This is a genomic window from Pseudomonadales bacterium, from assembly GCA_041395665.1.
Lineage (GTDB): Bacteria > Pseudomonadota > Gammaproteobacteria > Pseudomonadales > UBA7239 > UBA7239.
The window spans coordinates 22,177-43,995 of sequence record JAWLAB010000006.1; the positions used below are offsets into that span (position 1 = coordinate 22,177).

At 46.4% G+C, this 21,819-nt stretch carries 16 protein-coding genes and 2 tRNA genes; 10 read left to right on the top strand and 8 right to left on the bottom strand.

Going from position 1 to position 21,819, the window contains the following annotated elements; genetic code table 11:
• The first annotated feature begins 136 nt into the window (after positions 1-136).
• From R3E63_08855 to R3E63_08870, 4 genes are all read left to right on the top strand, one after another.
• Entirely contained in the window at positions 137-1,792 is a 1,656-nt protein-coding gene (locus tag R3E63_08855; protein ID MEZ5540032.1) for an FAD-binding protein, read from the top strand.
• Between the two features lie 34 nt (positions 1,793-1,826).
• Complete coding sequence (cysC, locus tag R3E63_08860; GenBank protein MEZ5540033.1) at positions 1,827-2,453, top strand: adenylyl-sulfate kinase; 627 nt, start codon at positions 1,827-1,829, stop codon at positions 2,451-2,453.
• A 37-nt stretch (positions 2,454-2,490) separates the two neighbouring features.
• Positions 2,491-3,288: an SDR family oxidoreductase gene (locus tag R3E63_08865; GenBank protein MEZ5540034.1), complete on the top strand. Its 798-nt coding sequence runs from the start codon at positions 2,491-2,493 to the stop codon at positions 3,286-3,288.
• Positions 3,289-3,402: 114 nt separating this feature from the next.
• On the top strand, positions 3,403-3,852 hold the full coding sequence (locus tag R3E63_08870; GenBank protein ID MEZ5540035.1) for a nuclear transport factor 2 family protein: 450 nt from the start codon (positions 3,403-3,405) through the stop codon (positions 3,850-3,852).
• A gap of 35 nt (positions 3,853-3,887) precedes the next feature.
• Here R3E63_08870 and R3E63_08875 read toward each other — a convergent pair whose 3' ends face one another.
• Both R3E63_08875 and R3E63_08880 read right to left on the bottom strand, forming a co-directional pair.
• The gene (locus R3E63_08875; protein MEZ5540036.1) at positions 3,888-4,334 is read right to left on the bottom strand and encodes a MaoC family dehydratase; all 447 of its coding nucleotides are present in this window, start codon (positions 4,332-4,334) and stop codon (positions 3,888-3,890) included.
• Positions 4,331-5,371 (bottom strand): hypothetical protein, encoded by a 1,041-nt coding sequence (locus R3E63_08880; GenBank protein MEZ5540037.1) that lies wholly within the window; start codon positions 5,369-5,371, stop codon positions 4,331-4,333. Before R3E63_08880 ends, R3E63_08875 begins: the two co-directional genes overlap by 4 nt.
• A 74-nt stretch (positions 5,372-5,445) precedes the next feature.
• Between R3E63_08880 and R3E63_08885 the strand changes: the two genes are divergently transcribed.
• Positions 5,446-7,152 carry an AMP-binding protein gene (locus tag R3E63_08885; GenBank protein ID MEZ5540038.1) on the top strand — a complete coding sequence of 569 codons (1,707 nt, stop codon included), beginning with the start codon at positions 5,446-5,448 and terminating at the stop codon, positions 7,150-7,152.
• A 5-nt stretch (positions 7,153-7,157) separates the two neighbouring features.
• On the opposite strand, the gene R3E63_08890 is transcribed toward R3E63_08885, so the two are convergent.
• Entirely contained in the window at positions 7,158-7,970 is an 813-nt protein-coding gene (locus R3E63_08890) for an RNA methyltransferase (protein ID MEZ5540039.1), read from the bottom strand.
• A gap of 138 nt (positions 7,971-8,108) precedes the next feature.
• Between R3E63_08890 and R3E63_08895 the strand changes: the two genes are divergently transcribed.
• The 5 genes from R3E63_08895 to rhlB all read left to right on the top strand — a co-directional run bounded on the left by R3E63_08895 (position 8,109) and on the right by rhlB (position 13,127).
• A tRNA-Pro gene (locus R3E63_08895) sits at positions 8,109-8,185 on the top strand.
• Positions 8,186-8,223: 38 nt separating this feature from the next.
• Positions 8,224-8,300, top strand: a tRNA-Arg gene (locus tag R3E63_08900).
• Positions 8,301-8,373: 73 nt separating this feature from the next.
• Positions 8,374-9,477, top strand: coding sequence for a cell division protein ZipA (gene zipA, locus R3E63_08905; GenBank protein ID MEZ5540040.1), 1,104 nt, complete (start codon positions 8,374-8,376; stop codon positions 9,475-9,477).
• 53 nt (positions 9,478-9,530) lie between these two features.
• Positions 9,531-11,546 carry an NAD-dependent DNA ligase LigA gene (gene ligA, locus R3E63_08910; protein MEZ5540041.1) on the top strand — a complete coding sequence of 672 codons (2,016 nt, stop codon included), beginning with the start codon at positions 9,531-9,533 and terminating at the stop codon, positions 11,544-11,546.
• Between the two features lie 237 nt (positions 11,547-11,783).
• Positions 11,784-13,127 (top strand): ATP-dependent RNA helicase RhlB, encoded by a 1,344-nt coding sequence (gene rhlB, locus R3E63_08915; protein MEZ5540042.1) that lies wholly within the window; start codon positions 11,784-11,786, stop codon positions 13,125-13,127.
• 1 nt (position 13,128) lies between these two features.
• Here rhlB and R3E63_08920 read toward each other — a convergent pair whose 3' ends face one another.
• The 5 genes from R3E63_08920 to R3E63_08940 are packed head-to-tail and all read right to left on the bottom strand — an operon-like array spanning position 13,129 to position 21,811.
• Positions 13,129-14,211, bottom strand: a complete 1,083-nt coding sequence (locus R3E63_08920) for an acyltransferase (GenBank protein MEZ5540043.1) — start codon at positions 14,209-14,211, stop codon at positions 13,129-13,131.
• Positions 14,208-16,553 (bottom strand): 7TM diverse intracellular signaling domain-containing protein, encoded by a 2,346-nt coding sequence (locus R3E63_08925; GenBank protein ID MEZ5540044.1) that lies wholly within the window; start codon positions 16,551-16,553, stop codon positions 14,208-14,210. Before R3E63_08925 ends, R3E63_08920 begins: the two co-directional genes overlap by 4 nt.
• A complete protein-coding gene (locus R3E63_08930) occupies positions 16,550-19,468 on the bottom strand; it encodes an ATP-binding protein (protein ID MEZ5540045.1) in 2,919 nt (972 codons plus the stop codon). The genes R3E63_08925 and R3E63_08930 overlap by 4 nt, the downstream gene beginning before the upstream one ends.
• Positions 19,368-20,792, bottom strand: a complete 1,425-nt coding sequence (locus R3E63_08935; protein MEZ5540046.1) for a sulfatase — start codon at positions 20,790-20,792, stop codon at positions 19,368-19,370. The genes R3E63_08930 and R3E63_08935 overlap by 101 nt, the downstream gene beginning before the upstream one ends.
• Positions 20,789-21,811, bottom strand: coding sequence for an SGNH/GDSL hydrolase family protein (locus R3E63_08940; GenBank protein MEZ5540047.1), 1,023 nt, complete (start codon positions 21,809-21,811; stop codon positions 20,789-20,791). Before R3E63_08940 ends, R3E63_08935 begins: the two co-directional genes overlap by 4 nt.
• Positions 21,812-21,819 lie beyond the last annotated feature (8 nt).

A 21,819-nucleotide genomic window follows, 5' to 3' on the forward strand; every position in this document is an offset into this window, starting at 1 on the left:
GTAATACAACACGGTGTAGCGGAGTTTTCGCACGCTGTATAGCCGTATCGTTTCTGGTTGACGCTACTGCGTTATTTGCCCATAGTCTTTCGTTTTCCGAATAAAATTGTCCGTTTCGCGTGAAAGGAGTATTGGCATGAAACCACAAGACCCTAATTGGCATTCTGAAATTGAGTCGAGCATGGTGATTGCATCCCCTGACGCGATTCGATGGGATATAGAAACGGATGTCTTAGTAGTGGGCGCTGGCTGTGCTGGCGCCAGTGCCGCATTAGAAGCCAAAGCGCACGGCGCAAAAGTGTTGTTGTTGGATCGCTATATCGGCGGCGGTGCTTCAGCCTTGAGCGGCGGCATCATGTATTACGGCGGCGGCACGAAATATCAAAAACAAGCTGGCTACAACGATACGCCAGACAATATGTACAACTATTTGAAGTTGGAAACTTGCGGCGTTGTCAGTGACAGCACGCTGAAAAAATTCTGCGATGAAAGCGTGCAAAACTTGGAATGGTTGGAGCAACATGGCGTGGGTTTTGAAGCCAGTATGAGCCCCGTGAAAACTTTTTATCCCATCAATAAATATTTTCTGTATTACTCCGGCAATGAATTGGTAAAAGAATACAAAGATGTGGCGGAATCTGCGCCGCGCGGTCACCGTGTAAAGTGGAATGGTTTTTCGGGTGCGGGTTTGATGAAAGCACTGCTGAAAAGCTGTGATGATTTTCATGTTGATGTGATGACGCAAAGCCGCGTCACGCAATTAGTGCAAGATGGCAATGGCAATGTGCTCGGCGTCAAAATGTTGCAGATTGCGCCGGAATCCAAAGCCGCTAAACGCTTTGCTTTGTATTACCAAGTGTTCAGCAAAGTGCGTATGTATTTCCCGCCGCTGGCGAATTGGTTGCGCAAAAACATGAACCTCATCGAGCAAGAGCAAACGGTAACGCGTTTAGTGCGCGCTAAAAAAGGCGTGGTATTGTCTGCCGGTGGTTTTGTTTTTAATCGCGCCATGATTAAACATCACGCGCCAAAATACGCACCGGGTGCGCCACTCGGTTCGCCAGGCTGTAACGGCAACGGTATTCGTTTGGGTGAAAGTGCAGGCGGTGCCACCGGCAACATGGCGCGCGGTTCAAGCTGGCGTTTTATCAATCCGCCGAAATCGTGGGTGGAAGGCATCATCGTCAACAGTGCGGGTGAACGCATTGTCAATGAAGCGAGTTACGGTGCGCGTATCGGCGAAGCGATGGCAGAGCGACACGACGGCAAAGCCACGCTGATTTTTACGCAAGCGATGTTGAAAGATGTGTTGTTGCAATTGATGCCAGGAAAAGTGTGGCTGATGTTGCAAACCGCGCCCGCGCTGCTGAGCTTGATGATGAACACCAAGCGTGCAGCAACGCTCGAAGCGCTGGCAGAAAAAACGGGCTTGCCTGCATCTACATTGCGTGCCACGGTCGATCGCTACAACGGTTTTGTTGCAGCACAAAATGACGAAGATTTTTATAAATCGACCGATTATTTGCGCGCTTTAGATCAAGGGCCTTTTTATGCCATGGATGTTTCCGTGGGCAATAAAGTGTTTGTCTGCCCAACCATCACTTTGGGTGGTTTGTTGGTGGATGAGCAGACGGGGCAAGTAAAACGCGAAGACGGTTCCATCATGCCGAATCTGTACGCTGCAGGCCGCAGCGCAGTGGGTGTGGCGTCACACTCTTATGTCAGTGGTTTGTCATTGGCGGATTGTGTTTTTTCCGGTCGTCGCGCTGGCGAGCACATCACCAAATCGTAATTATTTTTTATTGAATATTTAGTAGGAGTTTGAAATGGCAGAGCAAAAAGCAACCAATGTGTATTGGCACCACGGCGAAGTAACACGCGATGATCGTTACGCTTTGTTAGGGCATAAGGGTGCAACGCTGTGGTTTACCGGTTTGTCAGGCAGCGGCAAAAGTACCGTAGCTGTGGCCTTAGAGCAGGCGCTCACCGCGCGCGGCAAATTGTGCTATCGCTTGGATGGCGACAATGTGCGTCTCGGCATCAATAAAAACTTAGGTTTTTCTGCGGAAGATCGCAAAGAAAATATTCGTCGCATTGGTGAAGTGGCGAAATTGTTTGTCGATACAGGCGTGATTGTATTGTCGAGCTTTATCAGCCCTTATCGTGAAGATCGCGACACGGTGCGCGCACTGCATGAAGCGGCAGGCATGGATTTCGTGGAAGTGTTTGTCGATTGCGCGTTGGCAGAAGCAGAAAAACGCGACCCGAAAGGTTTGTATAAAAAAGCGCGAGCCGGTGAAATCAAAGGCTTTACCGGCATTGATGATCCGTACGAAGCACCAGAAAAAGCGGAAGTGCATTTGCATTCCGACAAAATGGCGTTAGAAGACGAAGTGAATATTCTGCTGGCAGAATTGGAAAAACGCGGCGTGTTGACGGTCGCTAAAGCGTAAAGTTCTCCATATCAAGCTATCCAACAGGAGTCTGCGTATGTTGATGAAAAATAAAGTGGTGGTGGTTTCGGGTATCGGTCCTGGCTTGGGCATCGAGTTGGCATTATTAGCTGCGCGCGAAGGCGCAAAAGCGGTGGTACTGGCTGCGCGTACCGTTGAGAAATTGAACGCCGCCGCCCAACAAATCGCCGCACTGAATTTGGGTACGCAGACACTCGCGGTACCGACGGATATTTCCAAAGCCGACGATTGCAAAAACTTGATTGACAAAACCGTTGCTGCGTTTGGTGCAGTCGATGCCTTAATCAATAGCGCGTACATTCCAGGAAAATTTGGCGCGTGGGAGCGTTGGGATTTTGACGATTGGCGCAAAGCGATGGATGTGAATTTGTTCGGTTCGCTGATGTTGTCGCGCGAAGCTGCCAAGGTGATGAAAAGCCAAACCGAGCGCGGCGCGATAGTGATGGTCAACTCCATGTCCACCAAAAAAATTGTCGGCGCACAGGCGGGCTACGCCACTTCAAAAGCTGCGCTGGCAACAGCGACTAAAGCGTTGGCGATGGAATTGGCACCGCTCGGTATTCGTGTGAATAGCTGTTTTATGGGTTGGATGTGGGGCGCAAGCGTAAAGGGTTATGTCGATGGCATGGCTGCACAAACGGGCGCTGATCCTGCGGCAGTGAAAAAAGGCATCGAAAAGGATATTCCGATGGGCGATATGCCAACGGATGCTGAGTGTGCAAAAGGCTGTTTATTTTTAGTGTCGGATTACGCCAAAGTGATTACCGGCGCGTCGCTGGATATTAACGGCGGCGAATATATGTCGATGGGTTAAACCCCCTCGGCCTGCGGCCACTCCCCCTATTGTACATAGGGGGAGATACGCCTCCCCTGCGAAGTAGGGGAGGTGGTGCGTAGCACCGGAGGGGTCAAATGAGAGATAAAAATTATGCGCTACACGCTGGAAATGGTGGCTGATCGTTTAGAAATAGAAGATTTAATTACCGATTACGCTGCCGCTATTGATACGGGTGCTATCGACAAACTCGACGCTATTTTCACACCCGATGCGCAGATTGATTATTCCGCAATGGGCGGCGCGAAGGGCAGCTATCCCGAAGTCAAAGCGTTTTTACAGAAAGCGTTAAAAGGCTTTCGCGCCACGCAACATTTCATCAGCAATTTTGAAATTCGTTTAGACGGTGATCGCGCCACCGGCAAGATCATGTGTTTGAATCCCATGGAATTAGAAACGGGCGATAAGCCAGCTATTCCTGTGTTTTTCCTTGGGCTTTGGTATCACGACGAGTACATCAAAACAGCAGAAGGTTGGCGTATTGCTGTGCGCACAGAAAGTAAATCGTGGACGCACAACTTGCCCGGTTTTATGAAATTATAGTTTTGTAAAATTACAGCTTTGTGAATTTGTAGCTTTTACAATTCAAACGATACGCTGTCGGCACTCGCAATCACTTCCGCTTCGCCTTTCACCACGGTGTCGCCGTGCTGATTTTTTCCTTCGCATTCAATCGTCAGTAATTTCACGCGATCTTTTTTCTCTGTCACAGTGAGCGTGATGGTGATGGTGTCGCCCAGTTTTACCGGCTTAGAAAATTTTAGCGTTTGACTACGATACACCGCGCCAGGCCCTGGCAGGGTAGTGGCAATTGCCGCAGAAATCAGTGCGCCACTCCACATACCATGCGCAATGCGTTCACCAAACGTAGTCGTGGCGGCGTAATCCGCGTTCATGTGCACAGGGTTGTGATCGCCAGAAGTATCGGCAAACAGTTGAATATCGCGCTCGGTGAGTGTTTTGCTGTATTGGCGTTGCATACCAATTTCAATATCAGCAAAAGGAATATTTTGTACGGTCGTCATGGTGCGGTGTTTCCATTAGGTGTTGATAAAGAAGCAAGGGCTTGATGGCTGAGTTTGATAAACGCCATCACAAGAAAAATGGGTACCCACAGACGAATTTCCCAAGGATAAGCGACACAAAACATCGCTAACCAGTAGGGCAGTGAAGCCAGTAAGAAAATCTTTAGCGATGTTTTGCCGTCGCTATCAGTGAAAAATAAAGCCAACACAGCGGGGAAGAATATTGCGCCGATGATAGGCAGGGGGTCGTTGCTGAAATTGCGCAGCAGTCGAAAACTTTTGTGTGTAGCATCTTCCATGCCCAAGTGCCAGCGCAGCAGCCAATAAGCCAGTAAGAAAATAACAATCATGCACAGCAGGCGAATTTTTTCTGGCGTGATTTTCCTGCTGAGGATCTGGCGATAGTGCACGGTGAAATAGAAAGACAAGGTGAGTGCGGCGGTTTCTCGCGTCAGCGTTGCTAAGATCAAAGTGACACCGAGCAGTAAATCATCGAGCCAGGTGGGTTGTGCTTTCATGCAAGGTAGCAGTGATAGTGCCAATAAAAAATAAGACAGCGTGTCATACGGCGTAATCACAAATTGCGCAAAACTCATCATCAATGCCAGAAACAATACGGGCAGATCGATATGCAGAAAATCTTTTTGCGGCACATAACGCAGCAGCGCAATCACCAGTGTGCTGCAAGTGGCAATCAAAAAAGCGGTATTAGTGAAGAAGTAAGCGTAGTAAAAATTAGCGTCACCATTTTTATCGACAGACTTTAAGCCGTAGGGCGCAAAATCAGCCAGCGGCCAAGTTTTTATCTGTTCATAGACCCACAGCAAAGTATGGCTGCCGAGTACACGAAAACGGTAGATGCTACTGTGCAAATACTGTTGCTCAAAACCAGCTTGTGAAAAAACAGCAGTGGTGTAGTTGGTGAAAAAACCGACATAAGTGAAGATGCCGAGCAGTGCAGGAATAACAATGCCTAGTAAAAGCAGGCGTAACAGGGGCGCATTGTTGTGTGAGTTGTTATGGGTAGGGATGGGCACGGTGTGCGTCTTGGTATGAGTGGGAAGTCGTCACTATAATCATGATATTAGGGAACGCCAAGCGTAGGTGATGTATGTCAGCAATAGAAATGGAAAAGCAGCAAGATGTGATGATTCCTATTCGTGCGGCGCAAGCGGCACTGGGCTATCCCACAACATTGGATCATCAATCGGATGCTGCGCAAACCATGCCGGATATTCTTGCGCAGTCATTAGCAAAGTACGCTTCTCGCCCTGCTTACAGTTGCATGGGGCAGACAATTAACTATGCGGAGCTTGATTGTTTGTCGCGGAAGTTTGCCGCTTTTTTGCAAAACACTCTGCGTTTGCAGCCCGGTGATCGCGTGGCGTTGCAGTTGCCGAATGTATTGCAGTATCCCGTTGCTGTGTTTGGTGCGCTGCGCGCGGGGATGGTGGTTGTCAATGTCAATCCGCTGTACACACCGGATGAAATGCAACATCAGCTATCTGATTCTGGCGCAACGGCGATTGTGATTTTGGCGAACATGGCGAGCAAGCTGGAATCTATTATTGCCAAAACACAGTTGCGTCACGTGGTTGTCACAGAACTGGCTGATTTACATCCATTTCCCAAAAGATTTTTTATCAACGCGGCGGTGCGCTACCTGAAAAAAATGGTGCCTGCTTACCATCTGCTGCAGGCCATTTCTTTTCGTAATGCGTTGGCGCAAGGCGATGAAAAAAATCTGCAAGCGACATCCATCAAGGCAAACGATATTGCTGTATTGCAATACACAGGCGGTACAACGGGCGTGGCAAAAGGCGTAAAGCTCACGCACGCCAATTTGCTGGCAAATATGCGCCAGTGCAGAATTTTTATGGAAAAAGCCGGCGTGAAAAATGGCGGCGAAGTGGCGTTGGCGCCGCTGCCGCTGTATCACATTTATGCTTTTATGCTGCACACCGTGTTATTGGTGGAATCCGGCAGTCATTCCGTGTTGATACCTAATCCGCGCGATTTGGATAGTGTGGTCGATGCGTGGTCAAACAATCCCTGTTCGTTTTTTGTTGGTATCAATACTTTGTTTGTTGCGTTATCAAATCACGCCGCGTTTCAAAAACTCAATTTTTCTGCGTTGAAACTAACATTTTCTGGTGGTATGGCGCTGACAGAAACTGCTGCCAAGCGTTGGAAAACCGTAACGGGTTGTTCTGTTTTGGAAGGTTACGGCATGACGGAAACATCGCCTGTGGTAACGATTAACCCTTACGGCGCTGCCAAATTGGGAACCATCGGCATTCCTGTGGCTGATGTAACAGTAAAAGTGGTTGATAACGACGATGTCGTGCAGCCTGTGGGTGAAGCGGGTGAATTGTGTGTGCAAGGTCCGCAAGTGATGCAAGGTTATTGGCAACGCGATGATGAAACGCAAAAAACGATTATTAACGGTTGGCTGCACACGGGTGATATTGCGGTGGTAGACCCTGATGGTTACATCCGTATTGTGGACCGCAAAAAAGACATGATTATTGTGTCAGGCTTCAATGTTTATCCGAATGAAGTGGAAAATGTGATGAGCGCACACCCTGATGTGGTGGAATGTGCGGTTGTGGGTGTGCCTTCAGAAAAAACAGGTGAAGCGGTGAAGTTGTTTGTGGTGTCGCGCAATCCTGCGTTAACGAAAGAAGATTTGAAGGCTTACGCGCGCGAACATTTAACGGGCTACAAAGCGCCAGATGCCATTGAGTTTCGCGACAGTTTGCCAAAATCCAATGTCGGAAAAAATTTGCGCCGTGAATTGCGTGATGGCAAAGCGTAAAAAAATTAAATATTGTCGGATGTTTTTTTATCTGTCAGCAGCTTTTGGTTTTTTTGCACGATATGCTGCGTGCCAGTGAGGACGCCGTGCAAAATACTCAATTCCATTTGATCGGGACGAATACGCGAAAATAATCGCCGCAGACGCGGCATGGTTTGGCGTGGGTTGTCACGATTATGAAAACCGATATCTACCAGCGTTTGTTCTAAATGGTTTAAGTAGTAATCCAGTTCTTTTGCGGTTGCGGGTTTGATGTCCCAATCGCTCCAGTTTTGCAGCTCAGGGATTTCGGATTGCGCGTGCGCCGCCATGCGCAGTTCATAGCTCACCACTTGCACAGCCGCTGCAATGTTTAGTGCGCTGTAAACAGGGTTGGATGGAATGTGCAGATGCGCGTTGCAGCGATGCAATTCTTCATTGGTGAGACCGCGATCTTCGCGTCCAAATAAAATTGCGACAGGATGTTGCGCTGCTTCGCGCACCGCGCTGATGCCTGCGTCACGCACCGAGTGCAACATCCACGGAATGCTGCGCTCGCGCGCACTAGTGCCTAGTACCAAGCCGCAATCTCCAATCGCTTCATCGAGCGTGTTTACCACGCGCGCCGCTTCAACCACATCGGTAGCGTTACCGGAACGCCAGATGGCTTGCTCGTGCGGAAAGTTTTGTGGCTCCACTAAATACAACTGCGACAGCCCCATGTTTTTCATTGCGCGCGCTGCTGCACCGATATTGCCCGGATGCTGCGTGTTAATCAGCACAATGCGGATGTTGTCGAGCAGGGCGGCGAGTGGGTCGGTGGCGGTGATTTTAGACATCGTTGTTTAGTCGTAGTTTTTCTGAAAGGCGCGCAGTCTAGCAGAAGCAAAAACAGGCTATTTTTCAGATTGACGCTCTTGGGGGCAGTCAGTAGAATGCCGCCCCTCAGTAGGGGCTTCGGCTCACGCTGTTTGAATCGGGGTATAGCGCAGTCTGGTAGCGCGCCTGCTTTGGGAGCAGGATGTCGGGAGTTCGAATCTCTCTACCCCGACCATCTTTTTGCCCCTTACCTGTATCCTCTTTTCTGTATCTGCGCCCGTAGCTCAGCCGGATAGAGCATCCGCCTTCTAAGCGGATGGTCGGGGGTTCGAATCCCTCCGGGCGCGCCAGTTTTCAGCTTTTATAAGTGCTACGCCTGTGTAAAATAGTTGCAGTTTTGACATGGGGTAGGGACTTGCTGGCATGCCTGAATCGCTAATAGCTCTTGGAATTCTTGTCGTTGCGGCAATCTTGCTGGACGGTTTGCGTCGCGCACGCAATGCGCGTCGTGATTCGCTGTTGATGAGTGACAAAATGAATCAAAGTATGGATCGCAATGATCCAGACGATTTTGGTGATGATTTTTCTGTGGGAAGAGCGCGTGTTGTTGCACAACCCCAGCAAGACAATGAAGAAAGCAAAAAAGATTTATCTGAATCTTGGACAAAAAAAGCTAGTCGTGATCCTGCTGATCTTGCGCAAGTGGCTCCTATTTTGTTGGATGTAAAAAAAGAAGAACGCACAGAACGCATCGAGCCAGAATTAGGTTTGGGTGATGATGTTGATGAAGATTTTGGTGTCGTTGAAGAAAAGAGCGATAAAGAAATTCCAGAAGTTCGACAAGAAAAAAACATTCCTGATGCGCGAGGCGTGCGCAATGCTTCTCCGGTTTTTGATACTGCCACGCAGCCATTGGGCTTGGGTGAATCAGAAGTGGTGAGTGAATCGAGAGTATATAAAAGGCCGCCCGATAAACCTGCACCACGCCGTGAGCCGACCATTCAAAAACCAACCAAACCTATTTTAGAAGCAAGAAAAGATAAAATAGGTGCGCAGGCTGTTGCTGCAGAGCCAAAGAATCAACAATTACCTTTGGATGATTTAATCATTATTTGTGTGGTGGCCCGCGATCGCAACGGCTTCAATGGTGCGGTACTACTGGATATGTTTTTAGAACGCGGTTTGCGCTACGGGCATTACAATTGGTTTCACTATTACACCGGTGAACAAACGGAAAATGATTCATTGTTTAGCGTCGCTAATATTGTGAACCCTGGCTCATTTGATTTGAATCAGATGAGTGACTTGCAAACGCCAGGTATCACCATGTTTTTGTCGATGAGCGCACTGCGCGGTAATGCGATGGAAGTGTTTGATACTATGCTGGATACAGCGCGTGCTATTGCCACACGATTAAATGGCGAATTGCGCGATGATCAACGCAGTGTGCTAACCAATCAAACGATCGAGCATAACCGTCAGCGTATTCGTCAATTTGAAATGCAAACCCGTTTGCGTGCTCGCTGATCGAGGCGTGCTGCGTGTCGCAAAGTGATTTATTTGGTGAGCAAGACCACGCTATCACTCGCCAGCAATACGATGCGTTGAAGGAAGAGCTGCATCAACACAGCCATCGCTATTATGCGTTGGATGCACCAGAAATCACTGACGCGGAATACGACCGCCTCTTACAACAATTATTACGCGCTGAGGCGAATCATCCCGCGTGGGTAAGTGCGGATTCTCCTAGTCAGCGCGTTGGCGCTGCGCCATTATCACAATTTGCAACCGTGCAGCATGAAATGCCGATGTTGTCCTTGGATAATGCTTTTTCTGATGAGGATGTGATGGCGTTTGATCGCCGCAATCATGATCGCCTCAAATCAGAATTGGTTATTGAGTATTGTTGCGAACCAAAGTTAGATGGCTTGGCAGTTTCACTGTTATATCGCAATGGTATTTTTGTGCGCGGCGCAACGCGTGGCGATGGCAGCAGCGGCGAAGATATTACGGCCAATTTGCGTACGATTGCAGTGATTCCTCTGCGCTTACACGGCAAAAATATTCCTGCACTGTTAGAAGTGCGCGGTGAAGTATTTATGCCGCTGAAAGGGTTTGAAAAAATGAATGCTGCTGCAGTAGCGGCGGGTGAAAAAACTTTTGTCAATCCGCGTAATGCTGCGGCAGGTAGTTTGCGTCAGTTGGATTCACGCATCACCGCCCAGCGCCCACTCAGTTTTTTTGTCTACGGCGTTGGTGCAGTGGAAGGCGGCAAGTTGCCAGAGAAACACGCGGACATTTTGCGCGTACTGGGTTCATGGGGTTTACCAGTTAACACTGAATTGCAAGTAGTTTCTGGCGTAGATGGTTGTATTCATTTTTACAATGCGTTGTCAGAAAGACGCGCAAGTTTGGATTACGATATCGACGGCATCGTTTATAAAGTGAATGATATTTCGCTGCAAAAAACATTAGGTTTTGTTGCGCGCGCGCCGCGTTGGGCAATTGCACGAAAGTTTCCCGCGCAAGAAGAAATGACGATAGTGCAGGCAGTTGATTTTCAAGTGGGTAGAACGGGTGCAATCACACCCGTGGCGCGCTTAGAACCGGTGTTTGTTGGCGGTGTGACGGTGAGCAATGCGACTTTGCACAATATGGATGAAGTGGCGCGTTTAGATTTGCATGTGGGCGACACAGTGATTGTGCGCCGCGCAGGTGATGTGATTCCACAAATTGTGCAAGTATTACCGCAGCGCAGACCATCAAATGCACAAGTTGTTTTGCTGCCAACCGTTTGCCCTGTGTGCTCGTCGCCCGTCGAAAAATCAGACAACGAAGCCGTAGCGCGTTGCAGTGGTGGTTTGATTTGTGCTGCACAGCGCAAAGAAGCGATCAAACATTTCGCGCAACGCCGAGCGATGGATATTGATGGCTTGGGCGATAAATTGGTTGAGCAGTTGGTGGATAACGACCTTGTGCAATCGCCTGCTGATTTGTACGCACTGACGCTTCCTGTTTTGGCGGCCTTAGATCGCATGGGTGAAAAATCAGCCGAAAATTTGTGCGCAGCCATTGCCGCTTCTTGCGACACTTCGTTGCCGCGCTTTTTGTACGCTTTGGGTATTCGCGAAGTGGGCGAGGCGACAGCGCAAACACTGGCGCAGCATTTTGGCTCTCTGGAAGCGCTGGCTGCTGCTGATGTGGTGCGTTTGCAGCAGACGCCGGATGTGGGGCCAGTGGTGGCGCACTACATCGTGGAGTTTTTTGCTGATACGCGCAATACCGCAGTGATTGATGCGCTGCGTCATGCAGGTGTGCATTGGCCACCTATTACTGCAGTAGAAAATGCGAGTCCTTTGCAGGGCATGACTTTAGTGCTGACTGGCACATTGGAAAATTTGGATAGACAAACAGCGAAAGAGCGCTTACAGGCGTTGGGAGCAAAAGTAGCAGGTTCTGTTTCTGCTAAAACCAGCGCAGTGATTGCGGGCAGTGATGCAGGCTCTAAATTGGCAAAAGCGGAGCAGTTGGGTGTGCCGGTGTGGGACGAAGTGCAGTTGTTGGCGCTGCTTGCGGAGCATGAGAGCAGCACTTAAACCTCACTGGAACCGCTGTTTTTGTTATGCTGACCGCCGCTTTTACCCTAAATGGCGGATACCGCGTTGTTTTCTAAGATACTTTCTAAAATTCCTTTTCGTTCCAAGTCTACACATACGCCTGTCGCGGAACATAAACCTTCTGCGCAGAGCAGCAGCGACACAAAAAATAATAACAATCACTCAGCCACAAAAAAGCGTCGCAATCGTGGTGGCAAAAAACAACACGACGAAAAAATGCTTGCAAAAAACACGCCGGTTTCTACATGGAGTCGTGATGAATTTATTGTTGAAGCGATAGAAGGGAAAACGCGCTTCCATGATTTTGATTTGCCTGATGCTTTGATGCATGCCATTGCTGATCTGGGTTTTAGTTATTGTTCGCCGATTCAAGCGCAATCTTTGCCTTATACCTTGCGCGGTGGTGATGTGGTTGGCAAAGCGCAAACTGGTACGGGGAAAACAGCCGCGTTTTTGATTTCTGTTATTTACGATTTATTAAAAAATCCTATCGAGCATCAGCGCTATGCGGGTGAAGCGCGCGCGATTGTGTTGGCGCCAACGCGCGAGCTGGCGCTGCAAATTGGCAAAGATGCTGAAGCATTATGTAAATATTGTGATTTGTCTGTGCAGACTTTAGTGGGCGGTATGGATTACCAAAAACAGAAAAATCATTTGCATTCAAAATTGGTAGATATTTTGGTGGCGACACCTGGGCGTTTGATTGATTTTTTAGAAAGCCGTGATGTGCATCTCGATGAAGTCGAATGTCTCGTTATTGATGAAGCGGATCGCATGTTGGATATGGGTTTTATCCCACAAGTGAAACGCATTGTGCGCGCCACACCACCAAAAGAAAATCGTCAGACTTTATTGTTCAGTGCGACATTTAATTACGATGTGCTGAACTTGGTGAAGCAGTGGACCTGCGAGCCTGCGCACATTGAGATTCAACCTGAGCGCGCAGCGACAGACAATGTCGAGCAGCGTGTTTACATGATGAGCCGTGATGAAAAGTTCACAGTATTGATGAACTTATTGCGGGCACAGGATGTGCAAAGCCTGATTGTGTTTGCCAATCGCCGCGATATTTGCCGCGATTTATTTGAGCAATTGCGCGCCTGTGGTGTCGCTTGTGGCATTTTGAGCGGTGAAGTAGATCAAGATAAACGTATCAAAACACTGGAGCGTTTTCGCAGTGGGCAGATGCAGGTCTTGGTGGCTACCGATGTTGCGGGTAGGGGTATCCATGTCGACGGCATCAGCCATGTCATCAACTACACCTTGCCGGAAGTGGCGGATGACTATGTGCATCGTATCGGGCGTACTGGCCGCGCGGGAGCCAAAGGTGTCTCCATCAGTTTTGCCAGCGAAGATGACAGTTTCTTGTTGCCAGAGATCGAAAAGTTGTTGGGGCAGAAATTGTTGTGCGAAATGGCGCCAGTCGAATTGATGAAACGGCTACCGGAAGATGTGATGCAAAAAGCGGATAGAGCCAAGCGGGAGAGTCGTCGTGAGCGCCGTGCTGCGAATAGTAAGGCTGGAAATGGAAAGTTCTCACACGGTAAGCCGCGCCGTTAGTTTAGCGTCGACGAGTTCTTCCTATCTGTAATAGTGGTTTTTCTATATAGCGGTAAGAAAGTACGCCAACTATTAACGCGCAGGTAAATAAACTTGGCCAAAACCAAAGGTGGTTGAAAAGGGAGTCCTCAAATCCTTGCAGTTTCCATAGTTTTCTACCGATAGATAGCACGATGATGTGTGTGAGATACAAGGAGTAAGAGGCATCACCAATCATGTGTAATACAGGATAAAAATAAATTTTTTGTTGCTCCATGGTGACTGCGCCGACCATCAATAATGTACAGGGTAATAAGAAATACAGAACTCTGTCATCGGCGATGGGGAATTCATAATTATTTTTACTTGTCCAAAGTACCCAACTGATAACGATTGTGATACAGCCTAATAAAAAAATAAGACGTGGGTTGTAGCTAATCGTCGTGATGCGGCGCAGTAGAACGGCAAGAAAACAACCGGTGGTGAATTCCAATGTTAGAGGGTTGCAGAGTAGATAGCTGATTGGTTGGTACTGCGTTGGTTTCAATGCTAGCCAAAAGAGTAAAGTTGCCAAAGACCAAGCCAATAAAACAGAGCAGCGCAATCTGTTGGGGATTAATAAAAGAAAAGTAAAGGCACAATAAAAATACACTTCATGGATGAGTGTCCAGCTAATCATCAATGGAGGTAAGTTGACTTGCGGTAATAGCAGGGCGGATTTTAATAAGTAAATGGGCAGGTCTTGTACGCGTTGTACAGCATCTGGGTTGAGTTTGAGTGCTGCTAATACTTCGCGACTGCCAAAAAATAAAAGATAAGCAATCGGAATACTGACGACCCAATACATGGGATATATACGCAGTGCTCTGCGTTTAAAGAAGTGACCGGCGGCTTTTGTGTTAGGGCGTATTTCTTGTGTGATGGTCATCATCAAGAAACCGCTGATTAGAAAGAAAATATCAACGCCTACTGCGCCAAACTGTAATATTTCTGGCAGTGGGTAATTGACGCTGGATTTAATTTGTACACCGGTGATGTGAAAAAAAATGACTAGTAGTACAGCGATGCCACGCAATGCCTGAATGTTATAAAAATGCTGATTCATTGTTTGAGCGTGGTAAATAACTGGCTGAGGTCGTCTATCGTAATAGGTTTATGTAACACATGAAGGCCAGCAGGTAAGCCGAGTTCATTGGTGCTGGCCTTATCGTGAGCCGTGAGTATAACAGTGGGAATGGGGGTGAGGTTCTGCTCTTTTTCAAAATTGCGTATTAACAGCGTAGCAGCGCTGGCATTGCAAATGGGCATATTCCAATCTAAAAAAATAGCGGCGATCTGGTGGTGGTTTTTTATGTAGTCATCAACCAAGGGTTTGCCGTTAGGGAAAACGCGAAATTTTTTCCCTAATTGTTCTAACTGGGAAGCAATAATCATTTGCAGGGTCTCGTCGTCTTCTGCCACGAGAATAGTATCGCGGGATGCAGAGAACTCCGTTGGCGTTAACTTGGTATGACTCTCTGTTGAGAGAGGATTATCTTTTAATGGTCTGCATGGAATATGGCACCAGAAAGCCGTGCCATGTAATGGGTTAGATTCGCAGCCCATGTCGCCACCCAGAAAATGACATAGTTTACTGGCGAGAGAAAGATTGATTCCTATGCCACGCTGTTCGCGCGTTGTTGATTTGTCTTGTTGTTCAAAAATTTCAAAAATAGTAGCTCTTTGTTCTTCAGAAATTCCATCGCCTGTATCGATGATGTCCAACCTAATAGCATATTGCTCATTGAATTTTTCAGGTTCAACTTTTACCAAAATATTTCCATGGCTCATATTGCCGATAGAGAAATCTAGTATGCAGTCTACAATTTTCTGGATAATATTTTTTTCTCCATCAATCATGGTGGGTGTGTTTTGAGCTATTTGCGTGTTGATGCGGATGCTTTTTTTCTCAGCAAGTTGTGCGTGTGCAGCTAGCGTATCGTCAATCAGTTGCTGCAAGCTGAAGATAGAGTGGTTGGTTTTCCATTTGCCAGCGTCCAGTCTTGCATGGTCAAGAAGCATATTGACGGATGACAGCAAGACTTCTGCAGAGTCGTGTATGCCTTCTATGAGTTGTTTGTTGTCTGTGTAGATAGGGTTTTTTCTGGCTATTTCTGTGAGCCCAATAATGCCAGCTAAGGGTGTTCTTAATTCGTGTGAGACATGTGTAAGAAAATTTTTCTTAGCGGAGGATTCCGCTCTGGCCTGCAATGTGGTTGCGATGGATGCATTTTTTTGATTTTTAATCCATCGAATACGCTCACCAATAGCATAGCCCAACAATAAAATTTGTATGGCGGTGCCTACCAGAGGAAGAATGCGTGTTATTTGAGAAGAAGGAAGAACGCCTGCATACATCAGAAAAATAATCAAACCAGCTATTACAGGCGCTGAAAGTGCAAAGAGATAAAGTTTGGCTGGTGAATACCCTTGGCGCATTCTGGCTACGCAGGCAACAACAAGGCAGGGCAGAGTAATCGACACTGTGGGTAGTGCATACAGCAGATAGTACAGGGTGTCGTTTTGTAAAAGTGGTAAAGGCAGCGCCGCTATCGTGTACCAAAAAAGAATAACCAATATTTTTTCTATTTTTGGCGTGTTGTTTTTTGTTAATAAATAGCTTCTCGCTAGAGCAATGCCGTAGATTGTGCTGGTTATGGCAAATAGTCCAGAACAAACATTGTTCCAGTACAGGGATTCTGGCCAGACAAGGTACAGCAAGCCCATATCATTGAGTTGAAGTAAGGTCACACAAGCAGTGGAGCCAAAGAGAAATAAATAAGTTTTTTCTTTTGATATAAACCCGAGAAAGGCAGAGTAAAGAACCAATGCACCAATAAACCCAGCTAAAACACCAGCAATAGACTGTTGAACCAGAATTAGATGGAGTTTTTTACTGGTGTCATGGATTTTTACGAGGCTGTTATAAGAAAAAATTGATCCAATACTTAACTTGAAAGTTTCAGTTGTATTCGCTGGAACAGTGAGATCAAAAAATAATTCCGCGCCTAGCTGCTGCCAGTTTTTTAGCGGGTATTCCATACCGTTAATGCCGATTAGGCTAGGTATTGAATGTGTGATATTGAGTAGCTCGACATGCCTTACGCGAGCATTTTCTAGGTAGATGCTGATTTTTTTTTCTGAGGCGGATGGATTAATTAGACTGAAGCAAGTGCTGCCTTGATGGTGAAAGTTTTTATCCGTAGCTGCTAATAAGCTGGCTTCAGAGTGCTCCTTGGTTGTTAAGCTTATGTTGGCATTAGTGTTGGTGCTTAAATAAATTTTCTTACAAGAGTTGATGTTTGAAGTTTCTTGTGAGGTTGCGGAGATTGAGTATGTTGGAAATGTGAGTAATAAGAACGCCAGCAACAGTACGGAATACACGCTTTTTGTCTGGATGATATTCATGCCAGACCTCTCATGTGGTTTTCAATGTGTTGAGTCAGTATGTCTGCGCGGACAGGTTTGGTGAGGTAGATGTCCATACCGGATTGTTTGCTGCGCAAGAGGTAGTCTGCTTCTGTGTGCGCCGATAAAGCAATAATCAATGCGGGTGTAAGTTGGTTGCTTTTCTCGTATGCGCGAATTTTTTCTGTTGCTTCGAAGCCATCCATAATGGGCATTTCGCAATCCATAATGATCGTACGAAACGGCACTCCTTTTTTGTGGTATTGATAAAATGCATCGAGTGCTTGTCTGCCGTTACTGTGAGTAATGGGCTTTAAGTTAATTGATTTAATAATTTCTTCAATAATAAGTTGATTGGTAGGTATATCTTCCGCAATCAGGATGTTTTTTGATGCGTCTGGCAACTTATCTGGTTTGATATGAAAGATTCTATCTTTTTTAATCAATGATTCTGCGATGTTTAATGTGAAAGTATCGATTGAAGGCTTTCTAAAAATAAAGTCATAATTTTGATGTTCAGAAAGATATTCACTGGTATTTCCCAGCTCGTCATAGTCTTCATAGATCAGTAATGCGATGTTGTTATTGTTGATAAACTTTACAATGCTGTCTGTGGCAAAGTTTTTGTGTAGCACAATAAGATCAGCTGGTTTTTTTGTGATAAAAGAATCTTGTATTGTGTGGCCGTATATTGCCTGATTCACTTGTTCGTTAGTGCAGGCTGCCACTACATCTTCAGCAATATCAACTATTTTTTGGGCAATGCCATTAACAAGGTTGGCGTCTGGGTCTGCTAAAACTACCCTTAGGCCTGTGAATGCTCCGTGCGCTTTTCTGTGTGTGCTGTGATGTATTTTTACTTTTGCGCTGAACCAGAATGTACTACCTGTAGTAGTATTTTTCTTGTAACCACAGTTGCCGCCCATTGTGTGACTTAATTCTTTTACGATGCTAAGGCCTACGCCAGACCCTTTGGGATTACTTGTTGAGTGGTTTGATTCAAAAATTTGAAAAAGTTTTTCTTCATCTTCTTTATTGATGCCTTGCCCGCTATCGATGACTTCAAAAGTATAGATATGCTCGCTGCCGCCAATGGCAGCATCTTGCCTAACATGTAGTCCAACAATGCCATTGGCAGTAAATTTACAGGCATTACCAATTAGGTTGATGAGCATTTGCCTCAATCTATTGGCATCAGTTGTGATGTCGCTGGTGACATTGTTATCCATCTGAAAATACAGACGAATTTTTTTATCGTGAGCAATCAATAGGAAAATATCAATACATTCTTGCAGGAGATTGTGCAGATCAAAGCGTGTGTTTTGTAATTCGTTTTGATTCTTCTTGATGGATTTTTCGCTCACCATGTCTTCGATAAGGTGTTTTAGTGGCAGCGCGGTGTGATAGATCATGCTAAACACACGGCGATCTTTGGGTATGTGTGATTTGTGCATCAGTATTTCAGATGCACCCAGAATGCCATTCAATGGTGTTCGTAATTCATGGTTCAGGTGGGATAGTAGGTTGCTGTGTGCTGTACTGGTAATGCTGGCTTCAGCTGCCAGCTGAGCTTGTACTTCATTTTCCTCTTGTAGGCGTCTGATGCTGAGGAGGATTGCTATAGCAAACAGAGTGGCTGAAACAACTTCTACTGTTTGCGTAAGAGCCATGAAATTTTTAGGTGCATTGATAAAACCTAGCGTAATAAGTATGGCGATAATGCAGTTAATCAGTGGAATCAATAATCCGACACACATCAAGGTATTGCTGAGTTTGTACTGATCTTTCTGCGAGAGACACAGATAGATAAAATACAGTAAGCCAGCGAATGATATTGTGTCGTAGATAGGAATAAGAAGTATGGTCTGTGTATTAAGTAGAAATGCAACAATAACTAAAATGTTAATCGATAGATAAATGACTAAAAATAATTTGACTCTGTAAGGGAGATTTTCGTGATAGATGTGATGTGCAATAAAAAAAGCAAGGCTGCTACCAACAATCAATGGCATGATGATGGAGAGGTTGGTCAAAGATGTATCTGATATTACGCCAAGAAATGGATAGAGAAATTCTTGATGGATAAATAAAGTCCCAGCCAAGAAAGTTCCATAAACATAATAGGCAAAGTAGGCTTTTTGATGAATTTTAATGGCGAGTATTAAGGAGTAGAGTGCCAATCCGCACAATATTCCGTTGATTAGCCCAAAGTAAAGGCGCTGACGATATTGCTGGCTAATGTACGCATCAGGCGAGGTTAATGACAAAGTAAAAAATTGCGAGTGAAAGCCGGTGCTTTGTGTCAGTAGCACAACAGATTGCCCTTGCTGTAACGAAAAAGACTGCAAATTTTTTGCTAAAGATAAATCAGCTGCAGGATTACAGGAATGCGCGTCATCGGGTTGTAGGCATACAAAGGTAGTGGTCGTGTCTGTGATTGGGTTGCTGTCTCGCAAATAGAGTGTCCGCGCTTCGTGTGTATCGTTTTTTATAAATGTGCGATACCAGATGGCGTGGCGGCGGTGTAGTGCTAAGGTGAGCGGTCTTTGGTTCAGCGCCCCCCAATGTGAATCAGGTAATTGCATCACATCAGTTAGTTTGGGCTCTTGTAATCCGGGATCGTAAAAAGTGGTGTGTGATTGCAGCGAATATTTTCCAGCAATATCACTGCTTAGTAATAAAGTGTTGGGTTCGTATTGCGTAATGGTGTCTGCGCTTACTGCATGCGGTGCGGTTGTGAGTAAAAAAAATAGTGAGCAGATTAACGCAAACAGTTTGTTGGCTGTTGAATGCGATGGCTTTGGGGTGAAGATGTTAACGAGCAGTATGGTTTTGTAAATACTGATCCATTGCTGCTGTAAGGTTTTTACGCACAGTCTGGTACTCGGCCTTATTGATGCTGTTGTGCCATTCATGAGGGTCCACTTCATGGTCGTAAAGCTCTTCTGTTCCGTCGGCGTAGCGTATCAGGCGAAAGCGTTCGTCGACTACTGCTACATGATTCTGCCCATGCATTTGCCACACAGTGAACGCTTTGTTTTGCCACGGTGTTTTTGCGTTGTGTAGTAATGGTGTGAGCTTGTTGCCGTCTACTGAATGGGGCAAAGGTAGGTGAGCGTACTCTGCCAATGTGGGGTAAATATCTAACAGACTGACCGGTGCATGGCAGCGTTGACCTGTCGCCACGCCAGGGCCACTAAAAATTAGCGGAATATGCGTTGCCTCCTCCCACAGTGTTAATTTCCGCCACTGCATTTTTTCGCCGAGATGCCAGCCGTGGTCAGACCACAAGACAATCAGCGTGTTATCGGCCAGTGGTGAGGCGCGTAATGCATGCAATACGCGTCCCAGTTGTTCGTCAGCGAACGAGATGGAGGCGAGATAGGCTTGCACGGCATTTTTCCATAGGCCATCACGAATCATGTCGCCCTGTAAGTAGGTGTTGATCAATTCACGACCGGCAGGAGGAATGTCGTCGAGGTCGTTTTGCAACACAGCGGGCAGCTGCAGTGTATCGAGTGGATAGTGATCAAAATACTTTTTGGGCAAATACCAAGGCAGATGAGGTTTGCCGATACCGTAACCCATAAATAATGGCTGCTTACTAGACTGTGATTGGATTTGTCGAATAATCCACTCGCTAGTTTGGTAATCGGGCATTTTTTCTATAGGTGTATCAATGGCTCCCCAGTCAAATTGCAAATCTGCTTTGTAGGAGTAGGGCGCACCTTTGCGCGGATGGTTGTAATCCGGCTTGATGGGGTCGTCGGGTTCACCGTGTAGATTGTCGGGCCAAAAATCATCCCAAGATTGCGCATCGTGAAAATGAAATATTTTTCCTGCGCCAATGGCGCGATAGCCATTGTTGCGAAATAGCTGCGGAATTGGCACGGCATTTTGGGTGCTTGGCAATGTGCGCCACTGCGTGTTGTTGTAAAACGCGCCTGTTTGTAGCGGTGACAAACCTGTGAGTGTGCTGGTGCGCGAAGCATTGCACAGCGGTACAGCGCAATGCGCATTGGTGAAAAGTGTACCGCTGGCGGCAAGTGCATCAATATTGGGTGTGTGTACCGTGCCAGCGTAACCACCCAAACAGCCTACCCAATCATTCAAGTCATCAAAAGCAATAAAAAGAATATTAGGCTTCTTAATTTCTTTGCTAAAACTAGTGCATGAAAGACCTGCTGCCATCGTAGCCAGCGAGGCTTGTAGAAAGCGGCGGCGTGATAAAGGCATCATGGTGTCGTCGCGGCTTCTTCAAAATTGTAAAAATGATTGTTTTTTATTGCGGTATAGAGTGTTTCAGAAAATAGCAAATGCGCCTTGGTGTCTGGGTGGCTGTCGAGTAAATGTATGCTGTAGTCATCAATGCGTGTGCCACGAAATGGCTGCGTGGTATCGACAAAAGCGATGTTGTATTTTTTTGCTAGGGCAGAGAGTGTGTTGATGTCACTTTCAGAGTGCTCGCGATTATCAAGGTAAGCTAAAAGTATCGGCATGTCTGGTTTTATATTGTTGGCAAGGCGACGCATTTCTTTTAACTGGCCGTCAATAAAATCCCAATTTCTTTGATTGTATTGCGTTGTCGAACGATCCTGAAATGCACGCTTACTGGCTTTCTGCATAGTAAAGTATTCACGCACATAAGAAGTGTTAAAGCCGTTGATGATGCGTGGCATGAATAAAGGAACGGTGCCGGTTTTTGGTGGTAAAGCTACTTGATCGTTAAAGGCGCAAAACCCTAATAAGATGGCATCCGGCTGCCAAGCGGGAACAAGGTGCTGTAGCGTAGCGTTGTAGCGCTCCAAACCAAAGCCGCCAAAAGCAAAGTTAACCAACTCATAAGGTTGTCGGCTGTGTGTATTCATTTTTTTTTCGAGCAGGGCGTGATAGCTTTTATCTGTATCAACGCCAGATGCCATGCTGTAAGAATCACCCAGAACCGCAATGCGGTAAGTATTGGCAGGTTTTGCTTGTGCATATTCTTTATCGGCAAGCCCAAAACTGTTGGTGGTGAGCTGCGCCAATTTGAACGAAGTGTTTAAGTTAGGTTTTAGCGCCCAGTAGATGTCATCAAAGGGTGATTGCTGGATAAAATCTGTATTGTTGATAGGCGCATTGTTTTTCATGGCAGAATAATCAAACGCTTTCCAACCAAACAGCCACCAGCGAAAGCCTTGTTCTAGCATTAACAGTGATAATGCGGTGAAGATAATCAGAAGCAGAGTGTTAATCAAAAAGGCTTTTATGGTTTTCATTGCGTAAA

Bases quoted from the DNA above. Each gene is read 5' to 3' on its own strand.
- R3E63_08855 (MEZ5540032.1), top strand. From the start codon at position 137: ATGAAACCACAAGACCCTAATTGGCATTCTGAAATTGAGTCGAGCATG.
- R3E63_08935 (MEZ5540046.1), bottom strand. From the start codon at position 20,792: ATGATGCCTTTATCACGCCGCCGCTTTCTACAAGCCTCGCTGGCTACG.
- R3E63_08930 (MEZ5540045.1), bottom strand. From the start codon at position 19,468: ATGAATGGCACAACAGCATCAATAAGGCCGAGTACCAGACTGTGCGTA.
- R3E63_08890 (MEZ5540039.1), bottom strand. From the start codon at position 7,970: ATGTCTAAAATCACCGCCACCGACCCACTCGCCGCCCTGCTCGACAAC.
- R3E63_08865 (MEZ5540034.1), top strand. From the start codon at position 2,491: ATGTTGATGAAAAATAAAGTGGTGGTGGTTTCGGGTATCGGTCCTGGC.
- R3E63_08940 (MEZ5540047.1), bottom strand. From the start codon at position 21,811: ATGAAAACCATAAAAGCCTTTTTGATTAACACTCTGCTTCTGATTATC.
- R3E63_08875 (MEZ5540036.1), bottom strand. From the start codon at position 4,334: ATGACGACCGTACAAAATATTCCTTTTGCTGATATTGAAATTGGTATG.
- cysC (MEZ5540033.1), top strand. From the start codon at position 1,827: ATGGCAGAGCAAAAAGCAACCAATGTGTATTGGCACCACGGCGAAGTA.
- R3E63_08870 (MEZ5540035.1), top strand. From the start codon at position 3,403: ATGCGCTACACGCTGGAAATGGTGGCTGATCGTTTAGAAATAGAAGAT.
- R3E63_08885 (MEZ5540038.1), top strand. From the start codon at position 5,446: ATGTCAGCAATAGAAATGGAAAAGCAGCAAGATGTGATGATTCCTATT.
- R3E63_08925 (MEZ5540044.1), bottom strand. From the start codon at position 16,553: ATGAATATCATCCAGACAAAAAGCGTGTATTCCGTACTGTTGCTGGCG.
- zipA (MEZ5540040.1), top strand. From the start codon at position 8,374: ATGCCTGAATCGCTAATAGCTCTTGGAATTCTTGTCGTTGCGGCAATC.
- R3E63_08920 (MEZ5540043.1), bottom strand. From the start codon at position 14,211: ATGAATCAGCATTTTTATAACATTCAGGCATTGCGTGGCATCGCTGTA.
- rhlB (MEZ5540042.1), top strand. From the start codon at position 11,784: ATGCTTGCAAAAAACACGCCGGTTTCTACATGGAGTCGTGATGAATTT.